The 24,507-nt window shown below is 53.7% G+C and carries 22 protein-coding genes and 1 tRNA gene; 3 read left to right on the top strand and 20 right to left on the bottom strand.

Features of this window, described 5'->3' with window-relative positions; translation table 11 throughout:
* Nucleotides 1-7: 7 nt before the first annotated feature.
* Genes Ga0123461_RS01120 through Ga0123461_RS01085 form a run of 8 tightly spaced genes read right to left on the bottom strand, consistent with a single transcriptional unit; the run spans nucleotide 8 to nucleotide 11,009 of the window.
* The gene (locus Ga0123461_RS01120) at nucleotides 8-1,981 is read right to left on the bottom strand and encodes an ATP-binding response regulator (protein ID WP_100276662.1); all 1,974 of its coding nucleotides are present in this window, start codon (nucleotides 1,979-1,981) and stop codon (nucleotides 8-10) included.
* A gap of 2 nt (nucleotides 1,982-1,983) precedes the next feature.
* The gene (locus Ga0123461_RS01115; RefSeq protein ID WP_100276661.1) at nucleotides 1,984-4,371 is read right to left on the bottom strand and encodes an ATP-binding protein; all 2,388 of its coding nucleotides are present in this window, start codon (nucleotides 4,369-4,371) and stop codon (nucleotides 1,984-1,986) included.
* An 8-nt stretch (nucleotides 4,372-4,379) separates the two neighbouring features.
* Nucleotides 4,380-5,390 (bottom strand): ABC transporter substrate-binding protein, encoded by a 1,011-nt coding sequence (locus tag Ga0123461_RS01110; protein ID WP_100276660.1) that lies wholly within the window; start codon nucleotides 5,388-5,390, stop codon nucleotides 4,380-4,382.
* Nucleotides 5,371-7,080 (bottom strand): PAS domain-containing protein, encoded by a 1,710-nt coding sequence (locus tag Ga0123461_RS12270; protein ID WP_157819190.1) that lies wholly within the window; start codon nucleotides 7,078-7,080, stop codon nucleotides 5,371-5,373. The genes Ga0123461_RS01110 and Ga0123461_RS12270 overlap by 20 nt, the downstream gene beginning before the upstream one ends.
* Entirely contained in the window at nucleotides 7,073-7,681 is a 609-nt protein-coding gene (locus tag Ga0123461_RS01100; protein ID WP_100276659.1) for a DUF1638 domain-containing protein, read from the bottom strand. Before Ga0123461_RS01100 ends, Ga0123461_RS12270 begins: the two co-directional genes overlap by 8 nt.
* Nucleotides 7,662-8,693 (bottom strand): uroporphyrinogen decarboxylase family protein, encoded by a 1,032-nt coding sequence (locus Ga0123461_RS01095; RefSeq protein WP_100276658.1) that lies wholly within the window; start codon nucleotides 8,691-8,693, stop codon nucleotides 7,662-7,664. The genes Ga0123461_RS01100 and Ga0123461_RS01095 overlap by 20 nt, the downstream gene beginning before the upstream one ends.
* Complete coding sequence (locus Ga0123461_RS01090; protein ID WP_100278616.1) at nucleotides 8,690-9,355, bottom strand: cobalamin B12-binding domain-containing protein; 666 nt, start codon at nucleotides 9,353-9,355, stop codon at nucleotides 8,690-8,692. The genes Ga0123461_RS01095 and Ga0123461_RS01090 overlap by 4 nt, the downstream gene beginning before the upstream one ends.
* Nucleotides 9,356-9,398: 43 nt before the next feature.
* Nucleotides 9,399-11,009 (bottom strand): ASKHA domain-containing protein, encoded by a 1,611-nt coding sequence (locus Ga0123461_RS01085; RefSeq protein WP_100276657.1) that lies wholly within the window; start codon nucleotides 11,007-11,009, stop codon nucleotides 9,399-9,401.
* Between the two features lie 150 nt (nucleotides 11,010-11,159).
* Here Ga0123461_RS01085 and Ga0123461_RS01080 point away from each other — a divergent pair.
* Nucleotides 11,160-11,236, top strand: a tRNA-Arg gene (locus Ga0123461_RS01080).
* Nucleotides 11,237-11,239: 3 nt separating this feature from the next.
* On the opposite strand, the gene Ga0123461_RS01075 is transcribed toward Ga0123461_RS01080, so the two are convergent.
* The 7 genes from Ga0123461_RS01075 to lipA all read right to left on the bottom strand — a co-directional run bounded on the left by Ga0123461_RS01075 (nucleotide 11,240) and on the right by lipA (nucleotide 18,241).
* A complete protein-coding gene (locus tag Ga0123461_RS01075; protein WP_100276656.1) occupies nucleotides 11,240-12,247 on the bottom strand; it encodes a sensor histidine kinase in 1,008 nt (335 codons plus the stop codon).
* A complete protein-coding gene (locus Ga0123461_RS01070) occupies nucleotides 12,238-12,774 on the bottom strand; it encodes a c-type heme family protein (protein WP_100276655.1) in 537 nt (178 codons plus the stop codon). The genes Ga0123461_RS01075 and Ga0123461_RS01070 overlap by 10 nt, the downstream gene beginning before the upstream one ends.
* 68 nt (nucleotides 12,775-12,842) lie before the next feature.
* Entirely contained in the window at nucleotides 12,843-13,328 is a 486-nt protein-coding gene (locus Ga0123461_RS01065; RefSeq protein ID WP_100276654.1) for an MEKHLA domain-containing protein, read from the bottom strand.
* 13 nt (nucleotides 13,329-13,341) lie between these two features.
* Nucleotides 13,342-15,417 (bottom strand): glycine--tRNA ligase subunit beta, encoded by a 2,076-nt coding sequence (gene glyS / locus Ga0123461_RS01060; protein WP_100276653.1) that lies wholly within the window; start codon nucleotides 15,415-15,417, stop codon nucleotides 13,342-13,344.
* Nucleotides 15,414-16,274, bottom strand: coding sequence for a glycine--tRNA ligase subunit alpha (locus Ga0123461_RS01055; RefSeq protein WP_100276652.1), 861 nt, complete (start codon nucleotides 16,272-16,274; stop codon nucleotides 15,414-15,416). Before Ga0123461_RS01055 ends, glyS begins: the two co-directional genes overlap by 4 nt.
* Before the next feature lie 226 nt (nucleotides 16,275-16,500).
* Nucleotides 16,501-17,268, bottom strand: coding sequence for a hypothetical protein (locus Ga0123461_RS01050; protein WP_232710267.1), 768 nt, complete (start codon nucleotides 17,266-17,268; stop codon nucleotides 16,501-16,503).
* Nucleotides 17,269-17,323: 55 nt separating this feature from the next.
* Nucleotides 17,324-18,241, bottom strand: a complete 918-nt coding sequence (lipA, locus tag Ga0123461_RS01045) for a lipoyl synthase (RefSeq protein WP_100276651.1) — start codon at nucleotides 18,239-18,241, stop codon at nucleotides 17,324-17,326.
* Between the two features lie 129 nt (nucleotides 18,242-18,370).
* On the opposite strand from lipA, the gene Ga0123461_RS01040 reads away from it, so the two are divergent.
* Nucleotides 18,371-18,826: an RNA recognition motif domain-containing protein gene (locus tag Ga0123461_RS01040; RefSeq protein ID WP_100276650.1), complete on the top strand. Its 456-nt coding sequence runs from the start codon at nucleotides 18,371-18,373 to the stop codon at nucleotides 18,824-18,826.
* A 72-nt stretch (nucleotides 18,827-18,898) separates the two neighbouring features.
* On the opposite strand, the gene Ga0123461_RS01035 is transcribed toward Ga0123461_RS01040, so the two are convergent.
* Nucleotides 18,899-19,969: a 3-deoxy-7-phosphoheptulonate synthase gene (locus Ga0123461_RS01035; protein WP_100276649.1), complete on the bottom strand. Its 1,071-nt coding sequence runs from the start codon at nucleotides 19,967-19,969 to the stop codon at nucleotides 18,899-18,901.
* A gap of 163 nt (nucleotides 19,970-20,132) precedes the next feature.
* On the opposite strand from Ga0123461_RS01035, the gene Ga0123461_RS01030 reads away from it, so the two are divergent.
* The gene (locus Ga0123461_RS01030; RefSeq protein ID WP_100276648.1) at nucleotides 20,133-20,696 is read left to right on the top strand and encodes a PH domain-containing protein; all 564 of its coding nucleotides are present in this window, start codon (nucleotides 20,133-20,135) and stop codon (nucleotides 20,694-20,696) included.
* Here the strand turns inward: Ga0123461_RS01030 and trhP are convergent.
* Genes trhP through Ga0123461_RS01010 form a run of 4 tightly spaced genes read right to left on the bottom strand, consistent with a single transcriptional unit; the run spans nucleotide 20,680 to nucleotide 24,505 of the window.
* On the bottom strand, nucleotides 20,680-22,035 hold the full coding sequence (gene trhP / locus Ga0123461_RS01025) for a prephenate-dependent tRNA uridine(34) hydroxylase TrhP (protein ID WP_100278614.1): 1,356 nt from the start codon (nucleotides 22,033-22,035) through the stop codon (nucleotides 20,680-20,682). The two genes, Ga0123461_RS01030 and trhP, sit on opposite strands and share 17 nt — an antisense overlap.
* 3 nt (nucleotides 22,036-22,038) lie before the next feature.
* The gene (locus tag Ga0123461_RS01020; protein WP_100276647.1) at nucleotides 22,039-23,301 is read right to left on the bottom strand and encodes a TAXI family TRAP transporter solute-binding subunit; all 1,263 of its coding nucleotides are present in this window, start codon (nucleotides 23,299-23,301) and stop codon (nucleotides 22,039-22,041) included.
* Between the two features lie 18 nt (nucleotides 23,302-23,319).
* Nucleotides 23,320-23,838 (bottom strand): SixA phosphatase family protein, encoded by a 519-nt coding sequence (locus Ga0123461_RS01015; RefSeq protein WP_100276646.1) that lies wholly within the window; start codon nucleotides 23,836-23,838, stop codon nucleotides 23,320-23,322.
* Between the two features lie 43 nt (nucleotides 23,839-23,881).
* Nucleotides 23,882-24,505, bottom strand: a complete 624-nt coding sequence (locus tag Ga0123461_RS01010) for a thiamine phosphate synthase (RefSeq protein ID WP_100278613.1) — start codon at nucleotides 24,503-24,505, stop codon at nucleotides 23,882-23,884.
* Nucleotides 24,506-24,507 lie beyond the last annotated feature (2 nt).

The following is a 24,507-nucleotide window of genomic DNA, read 5'->3' as shown; positions in this document are numbered from 1 at the left end:
CTCAGGGTTATGACGAAGTGAGCTGCTCGCGAATAATTTTACTGGCTATCGCAACGGCCCACGGCTTGCTGATAATAACCTCTTTCTGCTCCGTGAGGTGTTTAACCATATCCTGATTCAGATCGTAACCGGTGGAGAAAACCACCTTCTGAGCGGGGCTGATCTTGCGAATATCGTGGGCCGTATCCACGCCGCCCATCTCCGGCATCACCACATCAAGAATAACCAGATCAATGCCATCAACATTGGCCGTATAGGTTTTCAGCGCCTCCATACCGTTAGTTGCCGTGATTACATGATAGCCGAGACTCTCGAGAATATCGGAGTAGGCGAGCAGCAGCACCTCATCATCATCAGCCAGCAGAATGGTCTCTCCACCAGCGGCGCGCAGCTCTTCAGCTTCTGCTCCCAAACTCTCCTCTTCCACCTTTTCCTGCGGAAGGAAGAGCTGGAAGGTGGATCCCTCACCCACTCTGCTTGTTACCTCAATCACACCTCCGTGATCACTGATAGTGCCGTAAACCATGGCCAGCCCGAGTCCTGTCCCCTTGCCCGGATCCTTGGTGGTAAAGAAGGGCAGGAACAGCTTATCCAAATTCTCACCGCTAATACCGCAGCCGTTATCCTTCACCTCGATTAGCGCAAATTCTCGCGCCGTAATGTCCGGGTACTTCTCCCTGAATGCCTGATCCGCATCATAGGGCTTCAGGCTAAGGGTGATTTCGGGATTTTTCGCATCGATCGTGGCGTCGCGGGCGTTATTCACCAGATTCATCAGCACCTGCTGCAGCTGGGCGGGACTGGCCATGACCAGCATTTCAGCCTCATCGTAACTGGACTTAAATATGACATTGGCCGGCACACCCGGTTCGATGAGCTTGCACGACTCCTTGAACAATGACTTGATCGGCGTGGCCGATTTCTCCACAACACCGTGGCGGGCAAAGGTGAGCAGCTGCTTGATCATATCAGCGGCTTTATTACCGAGGGTTTCCGCCGTCGCTATCTTCTCCTTCGCCTGTTCAGGCTCCCTTTCGATTCTTCGCCTTGCGATATAGAGCGATCCCATAATACCAGCCAGCAGGTTATTAAAATCGTGGGCCATGCCACCGACCAGTGTGCCCAGCGCCTCCACCTTCTGCGCCTGCATGAACTGTTCCTCCAGCTCCTTTTTGTCGGTGATATCGTGGGCGATCCCCTCTATCGAAATGACCTCTCCATTTTCATTCATCACCGTAGACTCGTTGATCTCCAGCCAGTGGCGTGAGCCATCCTTGGCAAGAATCTCCAACTGATAGGATGGCTGTTGATCTCCTGAAATAGCCAGTTGGGTACTTTTCTCCACCTCTTGATTGATCGGGTTGTCGCTCAGGTATTCGGCATAATGGGCTTTGAACTCCTCCTGGCTGTAACCGAGCAGGTTGCTGATTGATGGGCTGACATAGGTAAACATGCCCTTGGCATCGCGCTCGAAGAGGAAGAATTCATTGCGCAGGCTCTCAACTAGGCGGCGGAAGCGCGTCTGGCTCTCTTCGAGCGCCGCGGTGCGCTCATCTATCAGTTGCTTCATGCGGGTACGCAGCTGATAGAGCTCAAGGTGGGTGCGCACCCTCGCTAGCAGCTCCTGGCGCTGGAACGGTTTGGTCACGAAATCAACAGCACCGAGATCAAAACCCTTGAGGTGGCTCTCTAGTTCGACCGATGCACTGAGGAAGATCACCGGCACATCGCGGGTGATCTCATTCGCCTTCAGTTTGCCAATCACCTCAAAACCGTCCATGCCCGGCATGCGGATGTCGAGAAGAATCAGCGCTGGCGGCTTGGCTGTTGCCGAGCTCAGCGCCAGCTCGCCGCTGTTGGCGGGGCGCACCAGATAACCTTCCCCCCTCAACGTCTCAGTGATCAGCTTCAGGCTGGCCGGGGTATCGTCAACGACAAGAATCTCGGACGAGGCTATCGATAGGCTATCGTTTTCAACCATAACTAACCTTCCTTCAATACCTTAAGTATAGCAGAATAATCGAGCTGGCTATGCAGAAGACGCAAACTCCCTGCCAGTTTCGGATTGATCTTCTCCACCTCGGGCAGGGCGGCTTCGAAACCATCCATGTCCAATTCCAGTGCACTCTGCCGAACCTTCTCCAACAGCGGCTGCGGCAGCTCCTTGATGGCAGCCTCCAGTGCACTGTTCTTCAGCGGCTGGAATTCTTCCTCGGATCCGCCTTCATCATGCTCGGGATAGACAAACTCTATCTCCAGATTCCTCTCTATGGCCTGGAATATCTCTTCAAAGGTGTAGGGTTTCTTCACCAGGTCGTCACATCCAGCCTCAAGCATCTGCTGGCGCTCTTCGCGGAAAGCCACAGCGGTGACCGCAACAATTTTCACCCCCCCCCCTCCCGGCTCCTGCCTGATATGGCGGGTGGCCTGCAATCCGTCCAGAACCGGCATACGACGGTCCATGCAGATCAGGTCAGGCTTCCATGTTTTGAACTGCTCAACGGCCTTCTGGCCATTGTCGACAACCAGCGTCTGCAATCCACATTTGCGTAGCACGCTCTCCAGAATAATCGCATTGGCCGTGTCATCCTCGGCAATAAGAATCTTCACAGGCTTCTGGCCGGCAGCAAGCCCAGTCGGAACCCCTTTTTTCTGGATCGCAACATCTTCTGAAACCTCGGAAGAGGTTGCCTCTTTCACCCTAATGGTGAAGGTGAAGGTGGAGCCCGCCCCCGGTTGACTCTGCACTTCGACATGACCATCCATCATCTCAATAAACTGTTTGCACAGGGCAAGTCCCAGACCGGTACCCTTCTGATCAATCTTCTCTTCACCCTTCTGCACCACCTGCTCGAACGGTGCAAACACCTTGCTGATATCCTCAGGTGCAATGCCGATACCGGTATCGGTGACTGCTCCTGTCAGCATGAATTCGCCCTTCGCATTCGGAGCTTCTGAGGTAAAGCGGAGGCTCACACGCCCTTCGTCGGTGAACTTAACAGCATTGCTGAGGAAGTTGATCAGAATCTGGCGAATCTTCGCCGCATCGCCATAGATAAATTTCGGGTAGGTTGATTCGGGATCAATCAACAGCTCAACCCCTTTGCTGCTGGCGCGCACCAGCATCATATCGACCGCTTCACGGACCAGCTCCTCGAAGTTGAAGCTGTCGTTCTGCAGGTCAATCTTACCCGCCTCAATCTTGGACATATCGAGCACATCATTGATCAAGGTAAGAAGATGGCTGCCGGAGCGGTTGATCGTCTGCAGGTTTGCCCGGCTCTCCTCCGACATCTCCGGATCCATTTGCATCAGCTGGGAGAAGCCGAGGATGGCATTGAGTGGTGTTCTCAGCTCATGGCTCATGTTGGCCAAAAAAATACTCTTGGAACGGCTGGCACTTTCGGCTCCGGACTTGGCCTGCCTGAGCAGCGCCTCATTTCGGCGCAGCTCACTCTCCTTTGCCTTTCTGACCTTCATCTCACTCTGCAAATCTACATTTATCTTCTCCAGCGCCTTTTTCGCCTCGTTGGTCTGATGGCGCTGAAAGTTGATATCCTCCATCACACTGATTGCCGCCAGCCGCGATTTCTGCAGCGCATCGGTACGCTCCTTCACCATCCCCTCCAGCCGTTCACGGGAAGCCATCGATTCGGTGAGGTTTGAAGCCATGCTGTTCAGGCTCCTGGCAATATCGCCCAGTTCATCCCGCGATTTCAGGGGAACCCGTTCATTCAGCTCTCCTGCTGCGAACTGCGTGATGCCCGTTTGCAGCAGAGCCAGCCCACGCACCATCCTGAACAACACCATACCACCGAGCGTAATGAGCAGAAGTATGGCTGCCGAAGAAATGTAGAGGGTAGTCGCTCGGATTTCATGCAGCTTCTCTGAATAGCCCCGATTAAGGATATTGCGCAGGTTGGTCGCGTTGGCGATGGTGCTCTGCCCCATCAGCTGTGTCGCCTGCAACTCCCGGGCAAGCCGCTCCTGGAAAAACTTTGTTCCACTCCTCTCTCCGGTCGCGTTGAGCATGCGCTGCATCTGCACCTGCATCTCAGCCATGGCTCTGCGAAGCTGGCTGATCGCCAGCTCGCCCTGTTTCGACTGAATGCGCGGATCATTCAGTATCGATTTAAGCTGTTCGAACTTGGTTTTCCACTGCTGTCTGGGGCGCTGCTCGTCAGGGTTTGCTGCAACATCGGTTGCCAGCATGGTGAGCTGGAAGGCTGTGCGCTCAATCTCATCAACGACATGCTCCGTTTTCACCGCCTCTTCCATGGTCAGGTGGCCCCACTCCTGCAGCCCAATCACCGTGATACCCGCTGTAATAAACAGTACGATCAGCAGTTGGAGTCGAAGCCTGATGCTCAAGGATTATCCTACCTGAATACGGTGATGGCCTGGGGCTTGACCTTCTCCAGCCCGTCAAATGCCATCATTTCGAGGAAGTTGGGGGTAATCTGCCCCTCCGCTTTCATCCAGCGTGATATATCCTCAAGCAGCAACAGCAGCGGCTGTCCCATGCCAAGCTGGAAGCTGTACTCCCCCCACCCCGAAGCAATCATTTCAACCGAGGTTCCGAGCTTGTAAGCCACGATAATCTGCGCCTCGTGTTCATGCTCTTCGACAAACCGCCCGGCCATCAGCAGCGCCCGCAAAAACTTCTCAATGACAACCGGGCTCTGCTTCTGTATTTCAGGGCTTGCGACAACAACATCATACTGCTTGTAAACGCCGGGGGCGGCAAAGATCACATGGTTGTTCGGCAATAGCTCTGCAGCCTGGCTGATATAGGGCTCGCGCATGGAAAATGCATCAATGGTGCCCCACTCCAGTGCCGGAGGAAGCTCCTCGGCCCTAGTGAAGGAGAGTTTGATATCGGACTCGCTTACTCTGTTTTCCATCAGGAAAAGATGCAGGAAATAGTGAACCGCCGAATGCTTCTGGGTGGCAACCCGCTTGCCTGCGATATCGGCAGGTTTTTCGATGCCTGCATCCCTGCGGGCAATGACACGATTCACGTTACTGGCCGTGAACGTGGAGGCAACCAGCTTAAACTTCTCACCGCGCAGTGCCGCTGCGGCAATCGGTACATCTGAAGCAACGGCGATATCCACATTGCCCGGCAAAAGCCCCTCGACCAGCGCCCGTTTACCACTGGGGAAATCGGTCAGTACAACATCCAGCCCATTCTGCCTGAAGTAGCCCTTCTCGCTGGCAATCAGTGCCAGGGTGCTTGAGGGCTGCAGTGCCAGACCTAGCCGCACCCTGTCGATAGTCATCTCCTCTTTTTCCGAGCAGCCCTGCAGCAGCGGGGCGCAGGCCAGCAGCATAAGTATGCCCAGCCAGCTACGATTATTTAATGTGGTTTCATTTCTCCTGAAGCGCATTCCATATCTCCTTGTAGGGCATTTCGCGACCCAGTTGCTGACTCAGCAGGTTCACCTCCTGCTTGATCTCGACCACCCGCATCTCGCGTTCAGCCATAATCTCGTTAAAGCCTTCAAGTCGTTTGTTGGTTTCGGTCAGTTTTTCCGTGCGCTCCTCCACCAACTGCTCCAGCTCGGTGTTAAAGCGCCTGATCTCCTCTTCTGATTTCACTTTATCGGTAATATCAATAAAGGTAACCACCACCTGCACAATTTCACCGCCACTGCTCATGATCGGGTTGGCATGGGACAGCACCCAGATCTGATCGTTACTGGCCGGGCGTTGAACGCCGACAACCAAATCGCGAACCGCCTCTTTGGAGACAAGGGCGCGGTTAACCGGGTATTGATCAGGCTTGAGAGGGGTGCCCTGCTCATCGAAGAAGTGCCACTCCGGGTCGTAGGCGGTTTTTCCCTCCAGCTGCTCGGGGGTCAGCCCGAGAAGCTCACAGGCAAGATCGTTGTAGATGTGAATGGAGGAGTCAGGGTCATGAACGACCACAGCCACCTGCAGCTGATGGACCAGTGCGTAATACTCCTTCTCACTCTGCGCCAACTTCTCAATGAATGCCTTGCGCTCCTCAAGCTCGTGGGAAAGCTGCATATTGATCTCTTTCAGCTCCGCAGAGCGCTCAGCCAGCTCGGCCTCCATCTTCATGCGCTCAGTAATATCACGTGCAGATGCATATATCGTTGAAGCTACCGGATACGAACGCCATTCAAGCCAGCGATAGGTTCCATCCTTGTGAAGATATCTATTGGTAAAATTCAACAATGGGTTCTGATCAGACAGGGCAGCAATCGCCTGCAGCGTACTCTCCAAATCATCGGGGTGAATCAGGTCGAGAAACCTTCGTCCTATAAGCTCATCTAATGGATAACCAAGTGCCTTCTCCCATTCCGGATTTAGCTTCCTGAAGTACCCATCTGTATCTGCGATGCAGAGCAGATCCAGTGTTGAGGTAAAGAAGAGGTCGAGCTCCTCTGACTTTTCTCTAAGCTCAGCAGTACGCTCCTCCACCGCCGCCTCAAGATGGTCTTTGGCAATGCGAAGCTCCTTTTCGGTCTGTTTACGCGTTGCAACCTCGGCTTCAAGCTGGAGGTTTATCTTCTGCAACCTTGACTGGCCGAGGATCTCGTTTTTCAGCACCAGGGCGGCAAAGTTGAAGAACGCGGGCAGCTGCTCATATAGCTGGCGCATATCGATATGCAGGTTCTTCATCCTGAAGACAGCAATCACCTCGCTGCTGATCTTGAGCGGATAGACCCAGGTATAGGCCTTGGTGAATTCGGCGGTTTTCAACTGGGTATCCTCAAAACCTCCCTCAATCTCCTCCTCCCGTCCGGTCTTGTATACTCGGGCGATCACTTCATCAGGATACCCCACCAGCTGCTTTTTCTTCCCCATAACATCTGCATAGTAGAGTTGCTCATCAATTTTGTAGTAGAGCTGTAGATTGCTGCCACCGAGAACGTTCATGGTGTTTAAGAGCATGCTGTCGATGACATTTTCAAGCCCCGGTGTTTCGCTGATGCGGGTGATCATCTGCATCACCAGCTGAAAATAGGATTTCTCCATCGCCAGCTTCTTGGCCCGCGCTTGCAGCTGCTCCACCTCCTGAGCGCTCAGCTGTTTTTCCTGTTCACTCATCGCGTTCCTTCAGCTTCCGCTGCATGGTTTCCTCAAGCACGGATTGGAGATGCTCCAGCCCCACATCCATCCAGCGCAATGGCAAATCCACAATGCGGGCTACCTCTTCAGCTTCTGAACTAAAATCGCTGGAACAGGGTGTACGAATTGCCAGAATATATTGATGTGCCTCATGGAATACGCTGCGAATCACAACAGGGTTTTTGCCAAACACCTCTTCGGTGATCGGACTCCAGCGCTGAGCCCACTCCTCCAGCAGGAAAAACGCGCCATTGGCCAACTCCCGGTCAAACAACTCACGTCCAAGCAAGATGTCCACGCAATTCTGGCCGGGTGTGCGTAAAGAGTGACCTTCGGCAACAATATGATCGATATTCGGATGGCAACAGCCGTAAAAGACGATGGTCTCCCGGTCCGCTCGCTTGGCCAGCGATCCTCTTAACCCCTTCTCCAGCTTGCCTATATTATTATGCAGGGCGGAGCGCATGAACGAGGTGTCCAGCGGCCACTGATTCCTTTCAATCAGATAACGGATCTCCCTCTGCAGTATACCGCAGCCGATGAGCAGCAGGCTGTCAGGCTCAGTAGCTGCCGTATTCATAGGCAGCTTCCAGCATGGCCCTGATATTTTTCTCCGGAATATCATATGGCATCACCAGTGTGCCAAAGAGGAATTTCCCGCCCGGCATGCCGGCATCCAGCATGCGTTTAACCTCGGCTCTGATCTCCTCGCGGCTCCAGCTGACCAGCTTGATATCGTTGATCACGCCACAGGTGAGTGCGCGGCCGTTGATGATCTTCTTGGCCTCAGCAATATCATCCTTGGGGCTGAGGTAGAAAACGCCGAAGCCGAACTTCTCAATCATCATGTCGATGACGTTGTTAAATGGAGAGCTGCCGCAGTAGTAGACCATTCCATCCATGCCGCCCGGCTCCAGATCCCTCTTTATCGATGGCAGTGTCAGCTCCTTGATCAACCGCATCGGCATAATGTCGGTAGAGCCGAAGGGCTGCGAATAGACCAGCACATCGGCACCAGCCTTGCGGAAAGCGGCAGCCTCCCTCTGGAAGAAATCCGAACACTTCTCAATCAGCAGGTCACGGATATCGGTCGGCCCCATCAGCAGCAACTCCAGCCACTTGTCCATGCCCATCAGGATCGCGGGCAGGGTGATACCAGCAGTGAGATAAGCACAGATCGGCTGTGTGCCGCCCACCTCGCGCTTAAGGATATTGAGGCATTTGAGGTTCTCCTCAAATCCAGGATGGGTGGAGATATCATCAGGAATCTCGAGATTAACGATATCATCGTAGGATTTAATGACATAATCCTCGACATTGGGTGGCCCGCTTTTGGAGAAGATGATCTTCTCGCAACCGAGCAGTTCGGCCTCCTTGCCAACATAAAAGAGGCTCCAGACATTATCGTGGCCATACTTCTCGCGCATCTTCAGCTGCGCTTCGGCCACATGTTCACCATTTGAGTAATACTCTTCGAGCGAGGAGATACCGAGCTCGGCAGCGCCCTGATCGAGCAGGTTGCAGAAGACCGGAATGCGATCGGATTTTTCACCGTTAATGGCTGCGACCAGCCTGTCCATACCTGTAATCATGACTTGGCCTCCATAACGATTTTTTTGATCACCTCGCCCGCCGTGATGCCGTTATCGGCCCAGGCATCGGCACCCACGGTTTTATAGAGTTCATTGTCCCAGCGGTAGGGAGCACCTCCGACGACAATCTTGATCTTATCTTCAAGACCGCGCTCCTTGAGAATTTCACGAACACGTTGGCAGCCGTTCTCGCTGGTTGCCGTATGCATCATCATTGAAGATATGGCGATAACCGGAGAGTCGATCTCAACAGCTTTGTCGACGAAGGCCTCAGGTTTAATATTGACCCCTAGGTCAACCACATCGATCATCATCGAGCGCAGGCAACCAGAGACGATGCGTTTACCGAGTGTATGCATATCTCCAACCGAGGTGCCGATGACAATGGTGCCGAGTGATTCCGGCGGTGTTTTGAATTGGGCAATCATCTCTTCGGTGACCTGGGATGCGATCTGGGCAGCCATGAAATGCTGGGCGAGATTGGCATCGAAATCTTCACTGATGGCTTGCATCATCGATTCCATGGCGGGAATAACCACATCAAATACAATCTCTTCAGGGGTTACACCTTGCTTAAGAGCGGCGTGAATAACCTCCATAGCTCTATCTCGATCGGTGTCGTAGACCGCTTCGTTATATGCTTTGATAATCTCTGTCTGCATGGCTACCCCCATTACAGGTTCAGATTCATAACTCCTGACTCTATTATTCTAGCATAGAAGTGGTGGAGCTGCCGCTTTTTGGCAGTGGCTTGAGAAAGAGGTTGTCGACAAAAAGCATGTCGAACTCAGGTGCCAGCGACATGTTAATCAGCCTGGCCTTCTCCCTTAAAGAGGAAAGCCGCTGCTGGCCACCTGCGCTGACCAGCAGCACCTCGCATCCGGCCAGCGCACTGTCGCTGTATAGTTCGATGATCTCACTATCCACATCCGGAATCAGGCCGATCTGTGAAGCGTTCCGGCAATCAAGTCCACTGCCGAATGCACCGGTAACACAGACCCTTTTTAGCGCAGCCTGCTTCAGGCCAGCCTGCTCCAGAAGATAGACAATGGCCGCACCCGTAGCCCCTTTGGCGCGCTGAAACAGGTCGATATCGTGGTTTCTTATGCGAATGGAGCTTGTCTCATCCAGCGGGAAGCCCGCTTTAGCATAGGGCTCGGCAAGCCTACCAATCGGGTTGAGTGCTTTAATGCTCAGCAGGCAGGCGATGGCATCAACGAGTCCTGAACCGCATACCCCCTTGGCTTGAGCACCACCAATCACATACAGTTCAAGGGAATCATCTGCCCCATGCCCGCTTATTTTGTAGATCGCCCCTTCCATCATAGGCACCCCGCAACTCAGGCCACTGCCTTCAAAGGCTGGGCCTCCCGGTACCGATGTGACCCACAGCGATTGTCCGTCCCAGAGGGCAACCTCGGAGTTAGTGCCGAAATCGACCAGCAGTGCAGCATCTTCACTGCCGGTCAGGTTGGTGGAGAGCACACCTGCCAGAAGATCTGAGCCGACAAACCCCGCCAGCGGTTGCACCAGGTTGATCTGCGCATCGGTAGCAACTCCCCATGCCTGTTGCCACGCATAAATGCTCTCCGGCACGCAATCCACCGGTTTCTGCCACTGCTCAATCTCGAGAAGGTTCTCATAATGCTTGCCGGCAAGCAGCGCCAGCATGGCGGTGTTGGCCACAACAGATATTGATCTGATCGCTGTCGTAACCAGCCCATGGCGGGAGACAAGGATGCGCGCCGCTTCGCCAACCGCACTGCTGGCAAGTAGTGAGAGTTGATCAGCATCTAATTTTGAAGCTTTGGCTGCGGCAAGACGGGTCAGAACATCGGCTCCAAATTTCGCCTGTGGATTAAGTGATGTAATGCCATCGATACGGACTTTGCTGTCGAGGTTCCAGAGCGTGGCCCTGATCTGAGTGGTGCCGAGATCAATTGCTAATCCAAGTTTATTCGAGGCTGATGCATTACCAGTGACGCCATCTGCTTCGAGCTCAGACCAGGCCGCCGGGTTATCCGCCTTGAGGATGCTCAAACTCATATCCCCAAGTGGTTTAGCCTGACACGCCAGCCTGCAGCCCCGGTTGAGTTCATCACCACTGAGTGTGGTTTTCTCTGAGGCAGAGAGCGGCGTGCACTCACCCGCCTCGATATGCACAAGGCAGAGGCCGCATTTTCCGACGCCACCGCAATCACTTGGCAGGGTTATGCCCTCGGCATCAAGAATATCTTTGAGTGAACGCGATATATCCCCGCCCTCATAGGGGATGCATTGTTCGTTTTGATCAATGGAAACCTTCAGTTCAGGCATGATCGAAAACCTTCGGGGAAGAAAACTGCATGGTATAGTTTAACCATAAGCCGCTTACTGTGTCGACTTATGTTGGCTACAGGCTGAAGCGATTGGCTTTTTAATGAGGAAGCCAGTATTGTGCGCCGGCTTTTCGTTTTTATTCACGATGCGCGGTTAGCTCAGCTGGATAGAGTGTCGGCCTCCGAAGCCGAAGGTCACAGGTTCGACTCCTGTACCGCGCGCCATTTTTACTCATCTTCTCCTGCCTTAGGTGCAGAGACGTCCCCTTTACCCTCCAGTAACGGCAGATAGATGTGGAAGCTTGAACCTTCTCCTTCGACACTCTCCACCTCTACAAAACCGCCATGGGCATTAATCGTGCCATATACTACTGCCAGTCCGAGTCCTGCCCCCTTGCCCTCCCTCTTGGTGGTAAAGAACGGTTCAAAAAGATGCGCGATCTGATGTTCCGGAACACCACGTCCATTGTCCTCAATAACGAGATGGGCATAGTTGCCACTTCTGTTAACTGCATGGCTATGGATAAATGCACCATCTGCGAAGAACGACTCAAGCCTGATAGCGACCTTTGGATCAGAGACACCCTCAACTGCTTCTTGAGCATTGTTGATCAGGTTCTGCACTGCCTGTTTAAGATGGATAGCGCTGCCCCTGATCTGCAGCGGCTCGGAACAGATTTCCTGATTGATCCTGATGTTTTCCGGCAGCGAAGGCCGGATGATTTTGACTGTATCATTGACGAGTGATGAAAACAGCATGGGCTGCATATCACCGCTCTCCCTGCTGGCAAATGCCAGCAAGCTGTTAATCAGCGCTCCCGCACGATAGGTAAGCGTTTCAATACTGAGAAGCTTTTGTTCAGCTTCAAGGTTCTCCTTCAGGTTACTCTTGAGCAGATACAGGTTACTGGTCATGCTCGCCAGTATATCGTTGAAATCGCGACCGAGGCCTGTAACCAGCGTGCTGACTGCCTCCGTCTTCTGATTCTGCGCAAACTGCTGCTGTATCACTTGCAGTCTATGTGCACTTATTTTGGCCCGGACGTAGAAATAACCAAGTGCCGCCAGGCCAGTCAGCCAGATAAGAACATAGGTAATCCACTGCGTTTGCAACTCCTTCTGCTCTGCATCCAGATAGGGCTGCATGGAAACGGAGACACCCACACCCCCTCTTAGATCTCCGTCCGTGTAACCCTGATAGCCGTGGCACTTCATGCAGCTCTGGTTCATAAACATCTCGGCTGCATGAGACGCATATAGGGTACGCCATCAATGTTGGAAATCTCCAAAGCCTCTCTGCTGCCCTGCCTGAAACGGTTCAGTGCGGCCAGCTCCCAGACATCAGGCATGTTTCCCTGATAAAAGAGCTTATCCGGAAAAGTGGTGATCTTCCCCTTCACGCCATACAGCTCTTCATACTGCTGCATCATCGTGCGCAGCATGTAGGCCGGATTCATCAGGGTCAGCTTCTTGCCCGCTGGCGTAGTAATATCGCGTTCGGGAATATGGGCCAGTCGGGGGTTGGGCGGGGTGCGGTCGGTCACCGGCACATAGACGCCGCCGTGCGATGCGGCCCAGAATCTGAATGCTTTATCTTTATTAAAGTGGGCCTGTGCTTCGTTTTTTGCCAGGTTAATGGTTTGCTGAGTTGTCTGGTAGTAGTTCCAGTAGAGCGCAGCTGCGATCAGCACGCTCCAGATCAATGCACCTGCCAGAAACCTTCTGCCGAGGTGCGAATTATTGCCATTCAGTTCATGCTCCACATCTTGATTATAGCACGCTTTGCAAACAACCGGTTATTTCTGCTTCAGTGACTCGCTGCTTAAACTGTTCACCTCAAAAGATGCCAGATACTGAACATAGCGGCCTGGCCGCAATATTTGCCCTGCGGATCGCTCAGGTTCCAAACCGTGGCGTCTTCGATCTTGAAACGCCTGCCACTCTTGGCGATGCGAATGCCTGAGTAGTCGTCGATATATCCGTTGTCACTTACCCGTTTGAGCAGGGCATTGCGCTCCTGCTGAACCACCGCCTCGGCCGAAAGTCTTGATGGAAGTTTCGTGAACTCATCCCACCCCATTTCGAACAGCTGCTGCGCTGTATGGTTGGCGTAATTGATGATCGGGTCAGCTTCAGTGCCGTGCGAGAGCAGTGCGAACGGGGCGTAGTAGAGCCTGCGGGCAGCGATGACCGGATCGGGCTCGTCATCCATCAACCCGCAACCACTCCAGTGGACAAGGCTATTACTGAGCAGCCGGATGTGATCAAGTTGGTAGTCGTTTTCATCACACGGTTCGAGATAACGCGCCTCTTGCATAATAATTCGCTATCTACAGCCGCGAAATGTCCGCCAGGCGCAGGAAGAGGTTCCGCAGTCGCGCCAGCAGTGCCAGACGATTGGCACGCACCTTCTCATCCTCAGCCATCACCATCACATCATCGAAGAAGCCATCTACAGCCTCACGCAGGTCGGCAAGAACATTGAGCTGGTGCTCAGGCTCTGACGGAAATGACTGCTCAGCTTCACAGAGTTTGTCATGCAGGTCCTGTTCAGCAGCTTCAACCAGCAGTGCCGGGTCGATATCCAACTGCACATGACCCGCTTTCTTAAGGATGTTGGCGATGCGCTTATTGGCAGCAGCAACGGCCTGCCCTGACTCGGAGTCAGCAAAGCCCATGAGTAGCTGGGCAATCGCAAGATGCCTGTAGATAGGGCGCTCTGTCTGGCTGGCGATGGCAGCATCGATGCATGCCCTGCTCAGAGCAAGATGGTCAGCAAGCCCCATCAGTCGCTCAACAATAAAGGATTTCACCTGCTGCCGTGTCTCATCCGAGATTGCAATGGTGACACGCTGCTGATTCCACTGCTTGGCAGCCTCATTGATCACCTGATCCAGTGTCATTTCAACCGGTGTGGTGGTATCAGCCAGCAGGCGGATCAGGCCAATGGCTGCACGGCGCAGGCCAAATGGATCGGCACTGGCGGTGGGGATACGTCCCAGATGAAAATAACCGAGCAACTTGTCGATACGCTCGGCAATAGCGATTGCGCGCGCTTCTGCCGATTCAGGCAGAGCGTCCTCGGCTCCTGCAGGCTGGTAGTGCTCGGCTATCGCCTGAGCCACAGCATCGGACTCGCCATCCATGCGGGCATATACACCACCCATATAACCCTGCAGCTCAGGGAATTCATAAACCAGGCCTGTTGTGAGGTCAGATTTGCAGAGGTAGGCAGCACGTTGTGCTGTTTCGCCGTTAGCACCAATGGCCTTGGCGCTATCCAGAACAAAGGAGCGCATACGACGCACCTGATCGCCGACCATGCCAAGCCCTTCCTGGAAGGTGACACTGTTTAACTTCTCAACGCGGGCATCCAGTGTTTCAGACGGGTCGCGGTCATAATAAAATGCTGCATCAGCAAGACGGGCATTCACCACGCGGGCATTACCTTCGGCAACCTTTGCAACGTCTTTAGAATCAATATTGGCAACGGCAATAAACTTATTGGAGATCTTTCCGGTTTTGTCGTGGGTCACAAAACAGCGCTGGTGTGCTTTGAGTGTAATACGGCTCGCCTCATCTGGCAGGCGCAGATAATCCTCACCAAACTCCGCCATCAGCGGCACCGGCCATTCGGTCAGATCAGCCACCTCTTCTACCAACTCAGCATCGGCGACAACCTCGACACCTTCGGCCTGACACAGAGCCTGCATGGCACTGTTGATATGCGCGATACGATCTTCACGCCTGAGCATCACCTTCTGTTCGGCCAGCCATGTGACTGGATCATCGATGTCCAGTTCGCCGCTGGAGCCGGCAATGCGATGCCCCTGACTGATTTTGCCACTCGCTACACCGGCATACTCAAACGGAATCACGTCATCGCCGAGCCTGGCCACGATCCAGCGAACCGGGCGGATAAAGGCATCACTGCGGGCAGCACCATCACACCATCGCATCTGTTTCGGGCTTGGCAGCTTGCGTAAAATTTCAGGCAGTGCATCGGCAAGCACATCGATGGCATTGAGCCCCTCGCGATGAACGATCGCTTTCATATAACGCGCCTTTCCATCACCCTTATCGGCCAGCGAAAAGTCAGCTACAGAGAGGCCGGACTTCTTGGCAAAACCTTCGGCAGCCTTAGTTGGCTTGCCATCACTGTCAAACGCCACCTTCTCCGGTGGCCCCCAGATCGCTTCATCACGATCTGGCTGTCTTAAACCACATGCCGAAGCATGGATCAGCAGCCGTCTTGGGGTTACGTTCCAGATTAAATTCTCCGGCGCAAAACCATAATCATTTAGCAGGACATCCAGCTTGCAGAACAGCGCGTTGCCTAACTGGCTGGAAACCCCGGCTGGAATCTCTTCAATGCCGATTTCGATAAGCAGTGGTTGAGTGCTCATGCGTCCACCCCCGCATAGGCACGTGCCACGGTTTTTGCGAGCCCTCGGACACGGCCGATAAAACGCTGCCGCTCGGCCACGGAGATGGCGCCGCGAGCATCCAGCAGGTTAAACGCATGTGATGCTTTCATAACTTCCTCATAAGCTGGCAGCACCAGATTCTTTTCAGTGAGGCGTTTGCATTCGCCCTCAGCATGGTCGAACTGCTTGTGCAGCTGGTCAGTATCGGCTTCATCGAAATTGTAGGCTGAAAACTCTACTTCGTTGCGATGGAATACTTCGCCATAGGTCACCTTCTTGCCAGCAGGCGTTTCCACCCAGACCAGGTCATAGATGTTGTCTACCCCCTGCAGGTACATAGCCAGACGCTCCAAGCCGTAGGTGATTTCACCCGGAGTGCGTGTCAGCTCCACACTGCCGACCTGCTGAAAATAGGTGAACTGGGTGACTTCCATGCCGTTGAGCCACACTTCCCAACCCAGACCCCAGGCTCCAAGCGTTGGTGACTCCCAGTCATCTTCGACAAAGCGGATGTCGTGTACTTCAGTATCAATGCCGATCTCATTCAGGGACTGCAGGTAAAGATCGAGAATATTTTCCGGAGCAGGCTTCAGGATCACCTGAAACTGGTAGTAGTGCTGCAGACGGTTGGGGTTTTCACCATAACGCCCATCGGTCGGACGACGGCATGGCTGCACATATGCCGTGCTCCAGTCGTTGTCATCGAGCACACGCAGGAAGGTGGCCGGATGAAATGTGCCTGCCCCCATTGATGAATCGTATGGCTGCTGAACCACGCAGCCCTGCTTGGCCCAGAACTGCTGTAAAGTGAGAATCAAATCCTGAAAGGTTAACACGACGAGCTCCCTGTGATGTCCCTGAAAATGGATGGCAAGCCTAGCTTCGCTTGCTGCCGCTTGCCAGAAAGCTATTGCCTGTGAATACACTCCTTGATCGCGATGTCGTGATTGCAGCTCCGACTGGGCGCTGGAGCCAGGGCCGATTCCACCTTGATATGATTAAACTGCATATCGGCAACCTCGCGTTTTTTTCCTGAACATCTCCCGCTTTAGCTGAAAACGGTCATTCAGCAATCAGGTGAATTTCTTGCACTTCAGCATCATATTGCGCTTTAAATGCTTTTGCGCGGGATTCGAAATATTCAACAATATCGTCAACGCCATCAGGCATATGATCCTTCCACTTCTCCAGAAACCCATTTTTGCCGAGAACGTGGTAACTATGATTTGCATAGGTATGCAGGTGCCCCATAAGTGGCACCTGGTTATGGTCGTTCCGCCTCCCTCTGGCACGCCCTCGAATGTGGTGGCAGTGGATGTGATATGGGCCTGCGCCCCGTTCAGCAACCATACCAGTTATTACACAGGGTTGAGTGCCAAGCCAGGCACTGAACTTATCATCAATAATATCGTTGCGACCGGGCTTGGGCCTTTTATAAGGCTTACGATCCGGCTGTACAAAGGGCTTGTTCGGCGAGCATTCCACCGGTTCCCGGACGATTGGCGTTCTTGCGATCGGTCTGGTTGATCGCGCTATAGGTGTGCGGGCAATCGGCTTCGTGGATCGCGCGATAGGCTTGCTGGATCGCGGCAATGGCTTGCGCTCTTTCTGAGGCGGAAACTTGATCTTTTTTTGAGGGGCCGCAGCGATACGCAGTTGCCTCAACAACCCATCCACGCAAACCACTTCGTTCGATTCAAGGTCCTGAAGCTCGTATAAGTCCTGTTTCCTGATTCGGAAATCACGACGGATAGAGGCCTCAGCATCAGCAACAGATGCCTCATAGCCAATAATCTTATTGTTCTTTAACAGCAGATATCGTGTGATCATATAAGAAAACAGCTCAGCTTCTCCAGCCAGGCTCGAGCATGGAGATTCGGGCTGATTATTTTCCTTTCAGCTTAAGTGCTTTGAACACCTCATCGGCGTGGAAGGATGAGCGCACCAGCGGGCCGGAGGCAACCATGCCAAAGCCCTTCTTCTCAGCGATATATTTGAAATCGTCGAACTCTTCAGGAGACCAGTATTTCATCACCGGATGATGCTTCTCACTAGGCCTGAGGTACTGGCCAATAGTGAGAATATCGATATTCGCCTCGCGCATATCATCGAGCACCTGCAGCACCTCATCACGCTCCTCGCCCAGTCCCAGCATGATGCCGGACTTGGTCACCACATTGGCATCGAGTTCCTTGGCCCGCTGCAGCAACCGCAGGGATGTGAAATAGCGCGCACCAGGACGCACCGAGCGGTAGAGGCGCGGTACGGTTTCAAGATTGTGATTAAAGATATCAGGGCCAGCTTCAATGATCGTGTTCAGGCAGCTGTCGGGCTTGCGCTGGAAATCGGGGGTTAGAATCTCGACTGTCACATTGGGCTGTCGCGATTTAAGCTCACGAATCACCGTCGCGTAATGGCCCGCGCCACCATCCTTAAGATCATCACGATCCACCGAGGTGATCACCACATGCTTCAGGCCGATCTCGGCTACTGCAGTGGCCAGGTTCACCGCCTCATCCGGGTCGACCGGATCAGGCCTGCCGGTTGCCACATCACAGAAGGCGCAGGTGCGGGTACAGACCCGGCCAAGAATCATGAAGGTCGCCGACCCCTGCTTCCAGCAGCCGCCAATATTGGGGCATGATGCCTCTTCGCAGACTGTATTGAGCTTCAGCTTGCGCATCATATCGGCAATCGACTTGTATTCGCGCGACATCGGCGCACGCACTTTTAACCATTTCGGCTTGCCTGTCATCGGCTCACCCGGGCTTTCAACCTGAATAGGAATCACTTTTCGGCTCATCGCGGCATGCTAGCGAATAGAGCTGCTGCGTACATCCACCCTGTTTTATGGATTAACGTGCGTTCAGATTACTTTATTGGCAGTCTTGGCACTGATTTTTCCTGCACCCTGCAGGCATGGAGTATTTCAATGAGTTTTTCCTGTTTTATTAAACTGCTTGTGGCGGCAATCGTCGTTTCCGTGGTTGGAAGTTACGCCATTCAGCTGGTCGGCCTGGACTCGATCCATCCCTCATCACTGTTTGCCAGTGGACTGACCCTCGGTACGATCTTCGGTGGCCTTCTCGTGGCTCTCTACCCCAACAAAGAGGGGGCCAGCAGCCAAGAAAGTGGCACCCGCAACATCTATGTCGGCAACCTGCCATTTAACATCGGTAAAGAAGAGATCAGCAACCTGTTCGCTCCATTCGGAAAAGTGGTAGATATCCGTCTGGTAAAGGATCGTCGCAGCCGCCGCTTTAAGGGTTACGCCTTTGTCGAGATGGAGACTGCTCAGGCTCTTGCCGCCATTAACCACCTCAACGACACCGATTATGCAGGTCGCACCCTGCGCGTGAATGAGGCCAAAAAGAGAGACGAAGAGTAATTCAAAACTTGATCCATTAAAAAAAGCGCGGCTTAACAGCCGCGCTTTTTTTTGTACCTTGTTCAGAATTGTTTACGCGGCTGCAGAACCCCTGCGTTTGCGTACGGCTTCGGCCATGGTATTGAGTAGGGCCTCGGTATCTTCCCAACCAAGGCAGGCATCGGTGATGCTGATGCCGAACTCCGGCTGCACACCGGGCTCAACGCTCTGCTGCCCTTCATGAAGATGACTCTCGATCATGACGCCCGAGATACAGCTGTTACCTTCAGCGATCTGATTAGCCAAGTCCTCGCCCACCTCAATCTGCCTCTTGAACTGTTTACGGCTGTTAGCATGGCTACAATCAACCATCAGGTTGCAGGAGAGCTTGGCAGCCTGCAGTTCACTCACTGCCCGCGCGACACTCTTCGCATCGTAGTTTGGCTCTTTGCCACCACGCAGGATGATATGACAGTCATCATTGCCAGCGGTTGAGAAAATGGCTGATTTACCCTGCTTGGTCAGAGAGATGAAAACATGCGGATGTTTAGCAGCATGGATCGCATCGATAGCAATCTGGAAACCACCATTGGTGCCGTTCTTGAAACCAACAGGACAGGAGAGTCCACTGGCCAGTTCCCGATGCCCTTGCGATTCGGTGGTTCGCGCTCCGATAGCACCCCAGCTCACCAGATCAGCAACATATTGCGGCGTAATCAGATCGAGGAATTCAGTGCCGGCGGGCACTCCCATCTCGTTGACATCCAGCAGTAACTTGCGGGCAAGGCGGATGCCTTTGTTAATCTCAAACGTACCGTCCAGATTCGGGTCGTTAATCAACCCTTTCCATCCGACCGTCGTGCGTGGCTTCTCAAAATAGACGCGCATCACAATCAGCAGGTCCTTGCCCAGCTCTTTGCGCATGCGTTTGATCTGCTTGGCATATTCAAGGGCTGCATCAGGATTATGGATCGAACACGGGCCGACCACGACGAGAAGGCGGTCATCCTCACCGTGCAAAACCTCATGAATGGCGACACGGGTATCGTGGGTTACGCGAGCAGCCGTTTCTGTAATCGCATACTCGGCATGCACCTGCTCCGGCGCAGCAATTTCACTTAAGCCGCTGATACGCAGATCGTCTGTATTGTACTTCATCGCCATGACTATCAGGCCCCCGAACACCTCTGGTTGAGGTCAGCTTCCGCCAACCGCGCAGCAGTATCGCAGAAAATTCACAAAACTGTTAGTCCCGAACTGTTTCAGAATCGCTCACGGCCCCACTCCACCATTGAGGATTCGGCGCATCCGGTAGATATTAGAGCCCATGTACGATCACAAGGCCGTCATCGGCGCGGAACTGAAAGCGGGTGAAACGCTGCTCTGGAGCGCTCAGCCCAGGCAGGGATTCTTGCTGCATACATCGGACGCATTCATGATCCCCTTCAGCCTTGTCTGGGGCTGCTCCTCGATCTTCTGGGAGTATCAGGTTCTGACAAGCGATGCGCCGCTGATCATGGCGCTGATCGGGGTTCCTTTTGTCATCATCGGTCTCTACCTGATTGCCGGCCGCTTCTATTACGATGCCAAATTGCGCGGAAAAACCTTCTACGGCATCACCGACCGCCGCATCATCATCCTGAGCGGCATGCGGGAGAAGCAGGCGCATTACATTGCCATCGGTGAGATCGAGAACCTGCAAAAGTTTGAGAACAGGGATGGATCAGGCTCCCTCGTGCTGGGATTCGAGGCGATCACCACCGCCTACCAGAGCCAGATGCCCATCCCCGGGCAAATGGAGGCCACCCCGCGCATGAACAACCTGACGGACGTGCGCAAACCGTTTGCCATCATTGAGAAACTACGCGCGGAAATCACTTCGCCAGGTTAACCGCCAAAAGTGCATGCTCATCCGGTTTGACAGGAACCGGTATTTTTACCTGATGACCACTGCCCGGTGCAACATCCATCGGGTTACCGTAGCGGGCATCATTGATCGACTCGACGATAAATGTGTGGTTGCCGCCCGGATTGATCAACTCAATCGAGTCACCTATCGAGAATTTATTTTTCACAATCACTTCGGCCATCTTCTTCTCTTCATCGTAGCCAACCACTTCACCAACAAAGCGCTGGGTCAGCCACTGTGAATTACCTGTTTCATAGTTCTGCGTGCTTGATGAACGTTTGCGGGTATAGAAACCATCGGTGTAACCGCGACTGGCCAGCCCATCGAGCTGGAACATCAGCGATCCATCAAAAGGGCGACCTGCCACTGCGTCATCAATCGCCTGACGGTAAGTCTGGGAGGTACGTGCCACATAGTAGTGAGACTTAGTGCGCCCTTCGATCTTCAGCGAATCGACACCGATTTTCACCAGTCGCTCGACATGCTGCACTGCGCGCAGATCTTTGGAGTTCATGATATAGGTGCCATGCTCATCTTCAAATATCGGCATCTGCTCATCCGGACGATTGGGCTCAGTCAGGGTATAGACCTGGTCGGCCAGGGGATGACGTTCAACACTTCCTGTATCAGCGAACGGTTGAGCATTCATGCCATCAAGTACCTGAATCGGAATAATTTCACCGGAGAGGTCCTCAGCAGCCTTCTCCATGCCATACTCCCAGCGACATGCATTGGTGCATGAACCCTGATTGGCATCCCGATGGTTAAAATAACCGGAGAGCAGGCAACGGCCAGAGTAGGCCATGCAGAGTGCCCCGTGCACAAACACCTCAAGTTCGATGTCCGGGCACTGCTGGCGAATCTCTTCAACTTCATCAAGAGAGAGCTCACGGGAGAGGATGATTCTCTTCACACCCACCGACTGCCAGAATTTTACTGCCGCCCAGTTCATCGTATTAGCCTGCACAGAGAGGTGAATCGGCATCTCAGGCCACTTTTCGCGCACCATCATCATCAGGCCAGGGTCAGCCATGATCAGTGCATCCGGCTGCATATCGACTACCGGCTGCATATGTTCCAGATAACGCTTTAGCTTATTGTTATGAGGCAGCAGGTTACTGGCGACAAAGAATTTCTTGCCGAGGTCGTGCGCCTCATCAATGCCGGTTTTCAGGTTCTCCAGCTGAAAGTCATTGTTGCGCACACGCAGGGAGTAGCGCGGCTGCCCGGCATAGACAGCATCGGCGCCAAATGCGAATGCGTAGCGCATATTGCGAATGGTTCCGGCCGGAGCCAATAGTTCAATGGAAGGTTTAGTCATCATTTATCCTTTTATTCTTAACGCTGATTCGCGAATCAGGGAGAGGTGCATACGCAGGTTGTAGAGCTCGTCGGCATAGGAGAGTGGCACGTGAATTTTCCTGATCTCTGCCTCGATGCGATCCAGGTCATCCAGCAACTGCTGGTCAAAGTTGCACCCCAGTGCCTCATCAATACGCCCCAGCTCATCATACCAGCGATAAATTCTTGAACGCACCCGCCAACGATAAATCGGCGGCATCACCTTAAACAGGGGAAAAAGAAGAGCGATAAACGGCAGCAGCAGCACCTTCAGACGATCCACCAACGTTGCCGCCCAGAACGGCAGGTAACGCTGCAGGAATGAAGGTCCAGACTTGTAATAACGTTCAGCCTCTTTGCTCAGCGGTATTGCTGTGTAGCGGGCAGTCGGAAAATTGCCTGCAGCGGAGAAGAGGCTTCTGCCCCCATGCACGTGCGCCGCCGCCTGCATTAGCAGATCCTGCAGTGCCGGGTGCAGATCTTTATTAATCAGCAGCGTCGCCGTGGCTGCCAGCAGCTTCATATCCCGAGCCGGAATATTGCTCTCCAGATCAAGTGCCCCCTGCGGCAGGGTTAAGGTAGAGAGCGTTGGTATGCGACGGGCATAAGCCTCAGCACGGTCAAAATTGAACAGCTTCACATTGGCATTACGGTTTAGCTGCAGCACCGTCTCAGCGGTCGCTGCTGCCACGAGGAAAACAGCATCTACACTGCCTGCCTTCAGCGCCGCTGCAGCCGCACTGCCACCCGTTGCCAGAATAGTGGCATTGTCTGCATGCACGCCATTTTCCTTCAATAGCTGCAAACTTAAAACACGTGTGCCACTGCCTTCCATGCCGACTGCAATGGTTTTCCCTTTCAGCTCACTCAGTGACTCAAGGTGAACCCCTGCACGTACAAACACCCAAAGCGGCTCATAATACATGCTGCCAAGCGATGCCAGATTATCATTTTGAGGGTCTGCAATACCACTCTGCACAAAGGCCACATCGGCCTTTCCTTCAGCCAGACGCTCAACATTCTCCAGTGAACCGGCTGATTCCAGAATGGTCACGGTGATGCCGCGCTGCTTCAGATAATCGCGATAGCTACCGGCATGGGCATAATAAGCCCCCTCTTTCGAACCCGCAGAGAGGATTAATGTGCTTGGCGGTGCCGGATCGACAAACTGGTAGGCCACCACGAACCCGAGCAGCACCAGAAGGGTAGCCGGAGCAAATGTTTTGATTTTATCGCCAAGGGTCATGGCGAAGCACTCTAGGAGCTATGACTCCTGTTGCAATGCGGCCGCCTCGATTTCACGTTTCGGATAGTCAAAATCGAGCAGCTGGGTGCGGCTTCCGGCTTCGCTCCATGACTCAATCGACAGTTCAAGGATCGCTACGCCGCAGGTGGGAATATTGTCAATGCAGCTTCTAGCCAGCTGATTGGTCAACTCGGTGATTCCCGGGTTGTGTGCCAGCAGGGCAAGGCGTTGCACATGATCGGGAGTGTGTCGTATCAGCTTAAGCATTGTGGCGGGGCTTGCCAGGTAGAGTTCGCTTTTGAGCTTGATCTCCTCAGCAGGGAACCCGAACTGCTCAGCCATCAGATATGCCGTACTTCTGGTCCGCTGCGATGAGCTAATAACGAAGGCATCCGGAACCAACCCCCTTTCAGCCAGCCTGCGCCCCATATCCGGTGCATCACCACGGCCACGCTTACTCAAGTCCCTGTCAAAATCTCTCGCACTCAAGTCATCCCAGCTGGACTTGGCATGCCGAATCAGGATCAGCTGCTTCATCTATTAACCCCCTTCGAGTCATCCATAAGCATATGGCCAGCAATCAGCCTTGGAAAATAGCCTTATGCAAGGCTTTTGCGGCTTTTCCGGGATCCTCTGCGCCGAGGATGGCGCCAATGACGGCTACGCGCCGGCCCTTCAGCTCGCCACAGTTGCTGCTGTCGATGCCGCCGAGCGCCACCACCGGAAGCTTTGTCGTCGATGCCATAGTGTTGAATCCTTTTACACCCAGATGGGGGGAGCCCGGATGGCTCTGCGTCGGAAAAACAGGTGAGAGAAATACGAAATCCGCCCCGTGCTGCTCAGCAAGCTGCAGCTCCTGCGCCGTGTGGCAGGAGACCGAGACGGTTTTCTCCGGGTTATTCAACCAGCGGCGAATAGCCGGGATATTCGTAACATCACCGCTTCCGACATGTACCCCGTCAGCATCTACCGCATTGGCGATATCCGCCTGTGTATGAATATAGAGCGCGACCCCAAAAGCAGTGGTGAGTTCACGCAAGCGTGACGCCAGCGCCAGAAGCTTTGCCGAAGTCAGCGCCTTTTCGCGCAGAAGAACCGCATCAACCCCATGGGCTAAAGCCTGCTCCAGTGCTGCGAAGAGGAGCTCATCCGAATATCGGCTACTGTCAGTAATAACAATCAGGGACGGGAGCTTTACCCGCATCA

Origin of the sequence: Mariprofundus aestuarium (assembly GCF_002795805.1) — a bacterium.
Classification (GTDB): Bacteria; Pseudomonadota; Zetaproteobacteria; order Mariprofundales; family Mariprofundaceae; genus Mariprofundus; species Mariprofundus aestuarium.
This window is presented reverse-complemented; position numbering and strand designations above follow the sequence as displayed.

What these genes read in the sequence shown, in the direction of transcription:
- Ga0123461_RS01065 (WP_100276654.1), bottom strand. Translation starts at nt 13,328, where the DNA reads ATGCAAGAGGCGCGTTATCTCGAACCGTGTGATGAAAACGACTACCAA.
- Ga0123461_RS01020 (WP_100276647.1), bottom strand. Translation starts at nt 23,301, where the DNA reads ATGACCCTTGGCGATAAAATCAAAACATTTGCTCCGGCTACCCTTCTG.
- Ga0123461_RS01095 (WP_100276658.1), bottom strand. Translation starts at nt 8,693, where the DNA reads ATGATTACAGGTATGGACAGGCTGGTCGCAGCCATTAACGGTGAAAAA.
- Ga0123461_RS01010 (WP_100278613.1), bottom strand. Translation starts at nt 24,505, where the DNA reads ATGCGGGTAAAGCTCCCGTCCCTGATTGTTATTACTGACAGTAGCCGA.
- Ga0123461_RS01090 (WP_100278616.1), bottom strand. Translation starts at nt 9,355, where the DNA reads ATGCAGACAGAGATTATCAAAGCATATAACGAAGCGGTCTACGACACC.
- Ga0123461_RS01040 (WP_100276650.1), top strand. Translation starts at nt 18,371, where the DNA reads ATGAGTTTTTCCTGTTTTATTAAACTGCTTGTGGCGGCAATCGTCGTT.
- Ga0123461_RS01100 (WP_100276659.1), bottom strand. Translation starts at nt 7,681, where the DNA reads ATGAATACGGCAGCTACTGAGCCTGACAGCCTGCTGCTCATCGGCTGC.
- Ga0123461_RS01035 (WP_100276649.1), bottom strand. Translation starts at nt 19,969, where the DNA reads ATGGCGATGAAGTACAATACAGACGATCTGCGTATCAGCGGCTTAAGT.
- Ga0123461_RS01085 (WP_100276657.1), bottom strand. Translation starts at nt 11,009, where the DNA reads ATGCCTGAACTGAAGGTTTCCATTGATCAAAACGAACAATGCATCCCC.
- lipA (WP_100276651.1), bottom strand. Translation starts at nt 18,241, where the DNA reads ATGAGCCGAAAAGTGATTCCTATTCAGGTTGAAAGCCCGGGTGAGCCG.
- Ga0123461_RS01110 (WP_100276660.1), bottom strand. Translation starts at nt 5,390, where the DNA reads ATGCGCTTCAGGAGAAATGAAACCACATTAAATAATCGTAGCTGGCTG.
- Ga0123461_RS01015 (WP_100276646.1), bottom strand. Translation starts at nt 23,838, where the DNA reads ATGAAGCAGCTGATCCTGATTCGGCATGCCAAGTCCAGCTGGGATGAC.
- Ga0123461_RS01050 (WP_232710267.1), bottom strand. Translation starts at nt 17,268, where the DNA reads ATGATCACACGATATCTGCTGTTAAAGAACAATAAGATTATTGGCTAT.
- Ga0123461_RS12270 (WP_157819190.1), bottom strand. Translation starts at nt 7,080, where the DNA reads ATGAGTGAACAGGAAAAACAGCTGAGCGCTCAGGAGGTGGAGCAGCTG.
- Ga0123461_RS01075 (WP_100276656.1), bottom strand. Translation starts at nt 12,247, where the DNA reads ATGTTTATGAACCAGAGCTGCATGAAGTGCCACGGCTATCAGGGTTAC.
- Ga0123461_RS01030 (WP_100276648.1), top strand. Translation starts at nt 20,133, where the DNA reads ATGTACGATCACAAGGCCGTCATCGGCGCGGAACTGAAAGCGGGTGAA.
- Ga0123461_RS01120 (WP_100276662.1), bottom strand. Translation starts at nt 1,981, where the DNA reads ATGGTTGAAAACGATAGCCTATCGATAGCCTCGTCCGAGATTCTTGTC.
- trhP (WP_100278614.1), bottom strand. Translation starts at nt 22,035, where the DNA reads ATGACTAAACCTTCCATTGAACTATTGGCTCCGGCCGGAACCATTCGC.
- glyS (WP_100276653.1), bottom strand. Translation starts at nt 15,417, where the DNA reads ATGAGCACTCAACCACTGCTTATCGAAATCGGCATTGAAGAGATTCCA.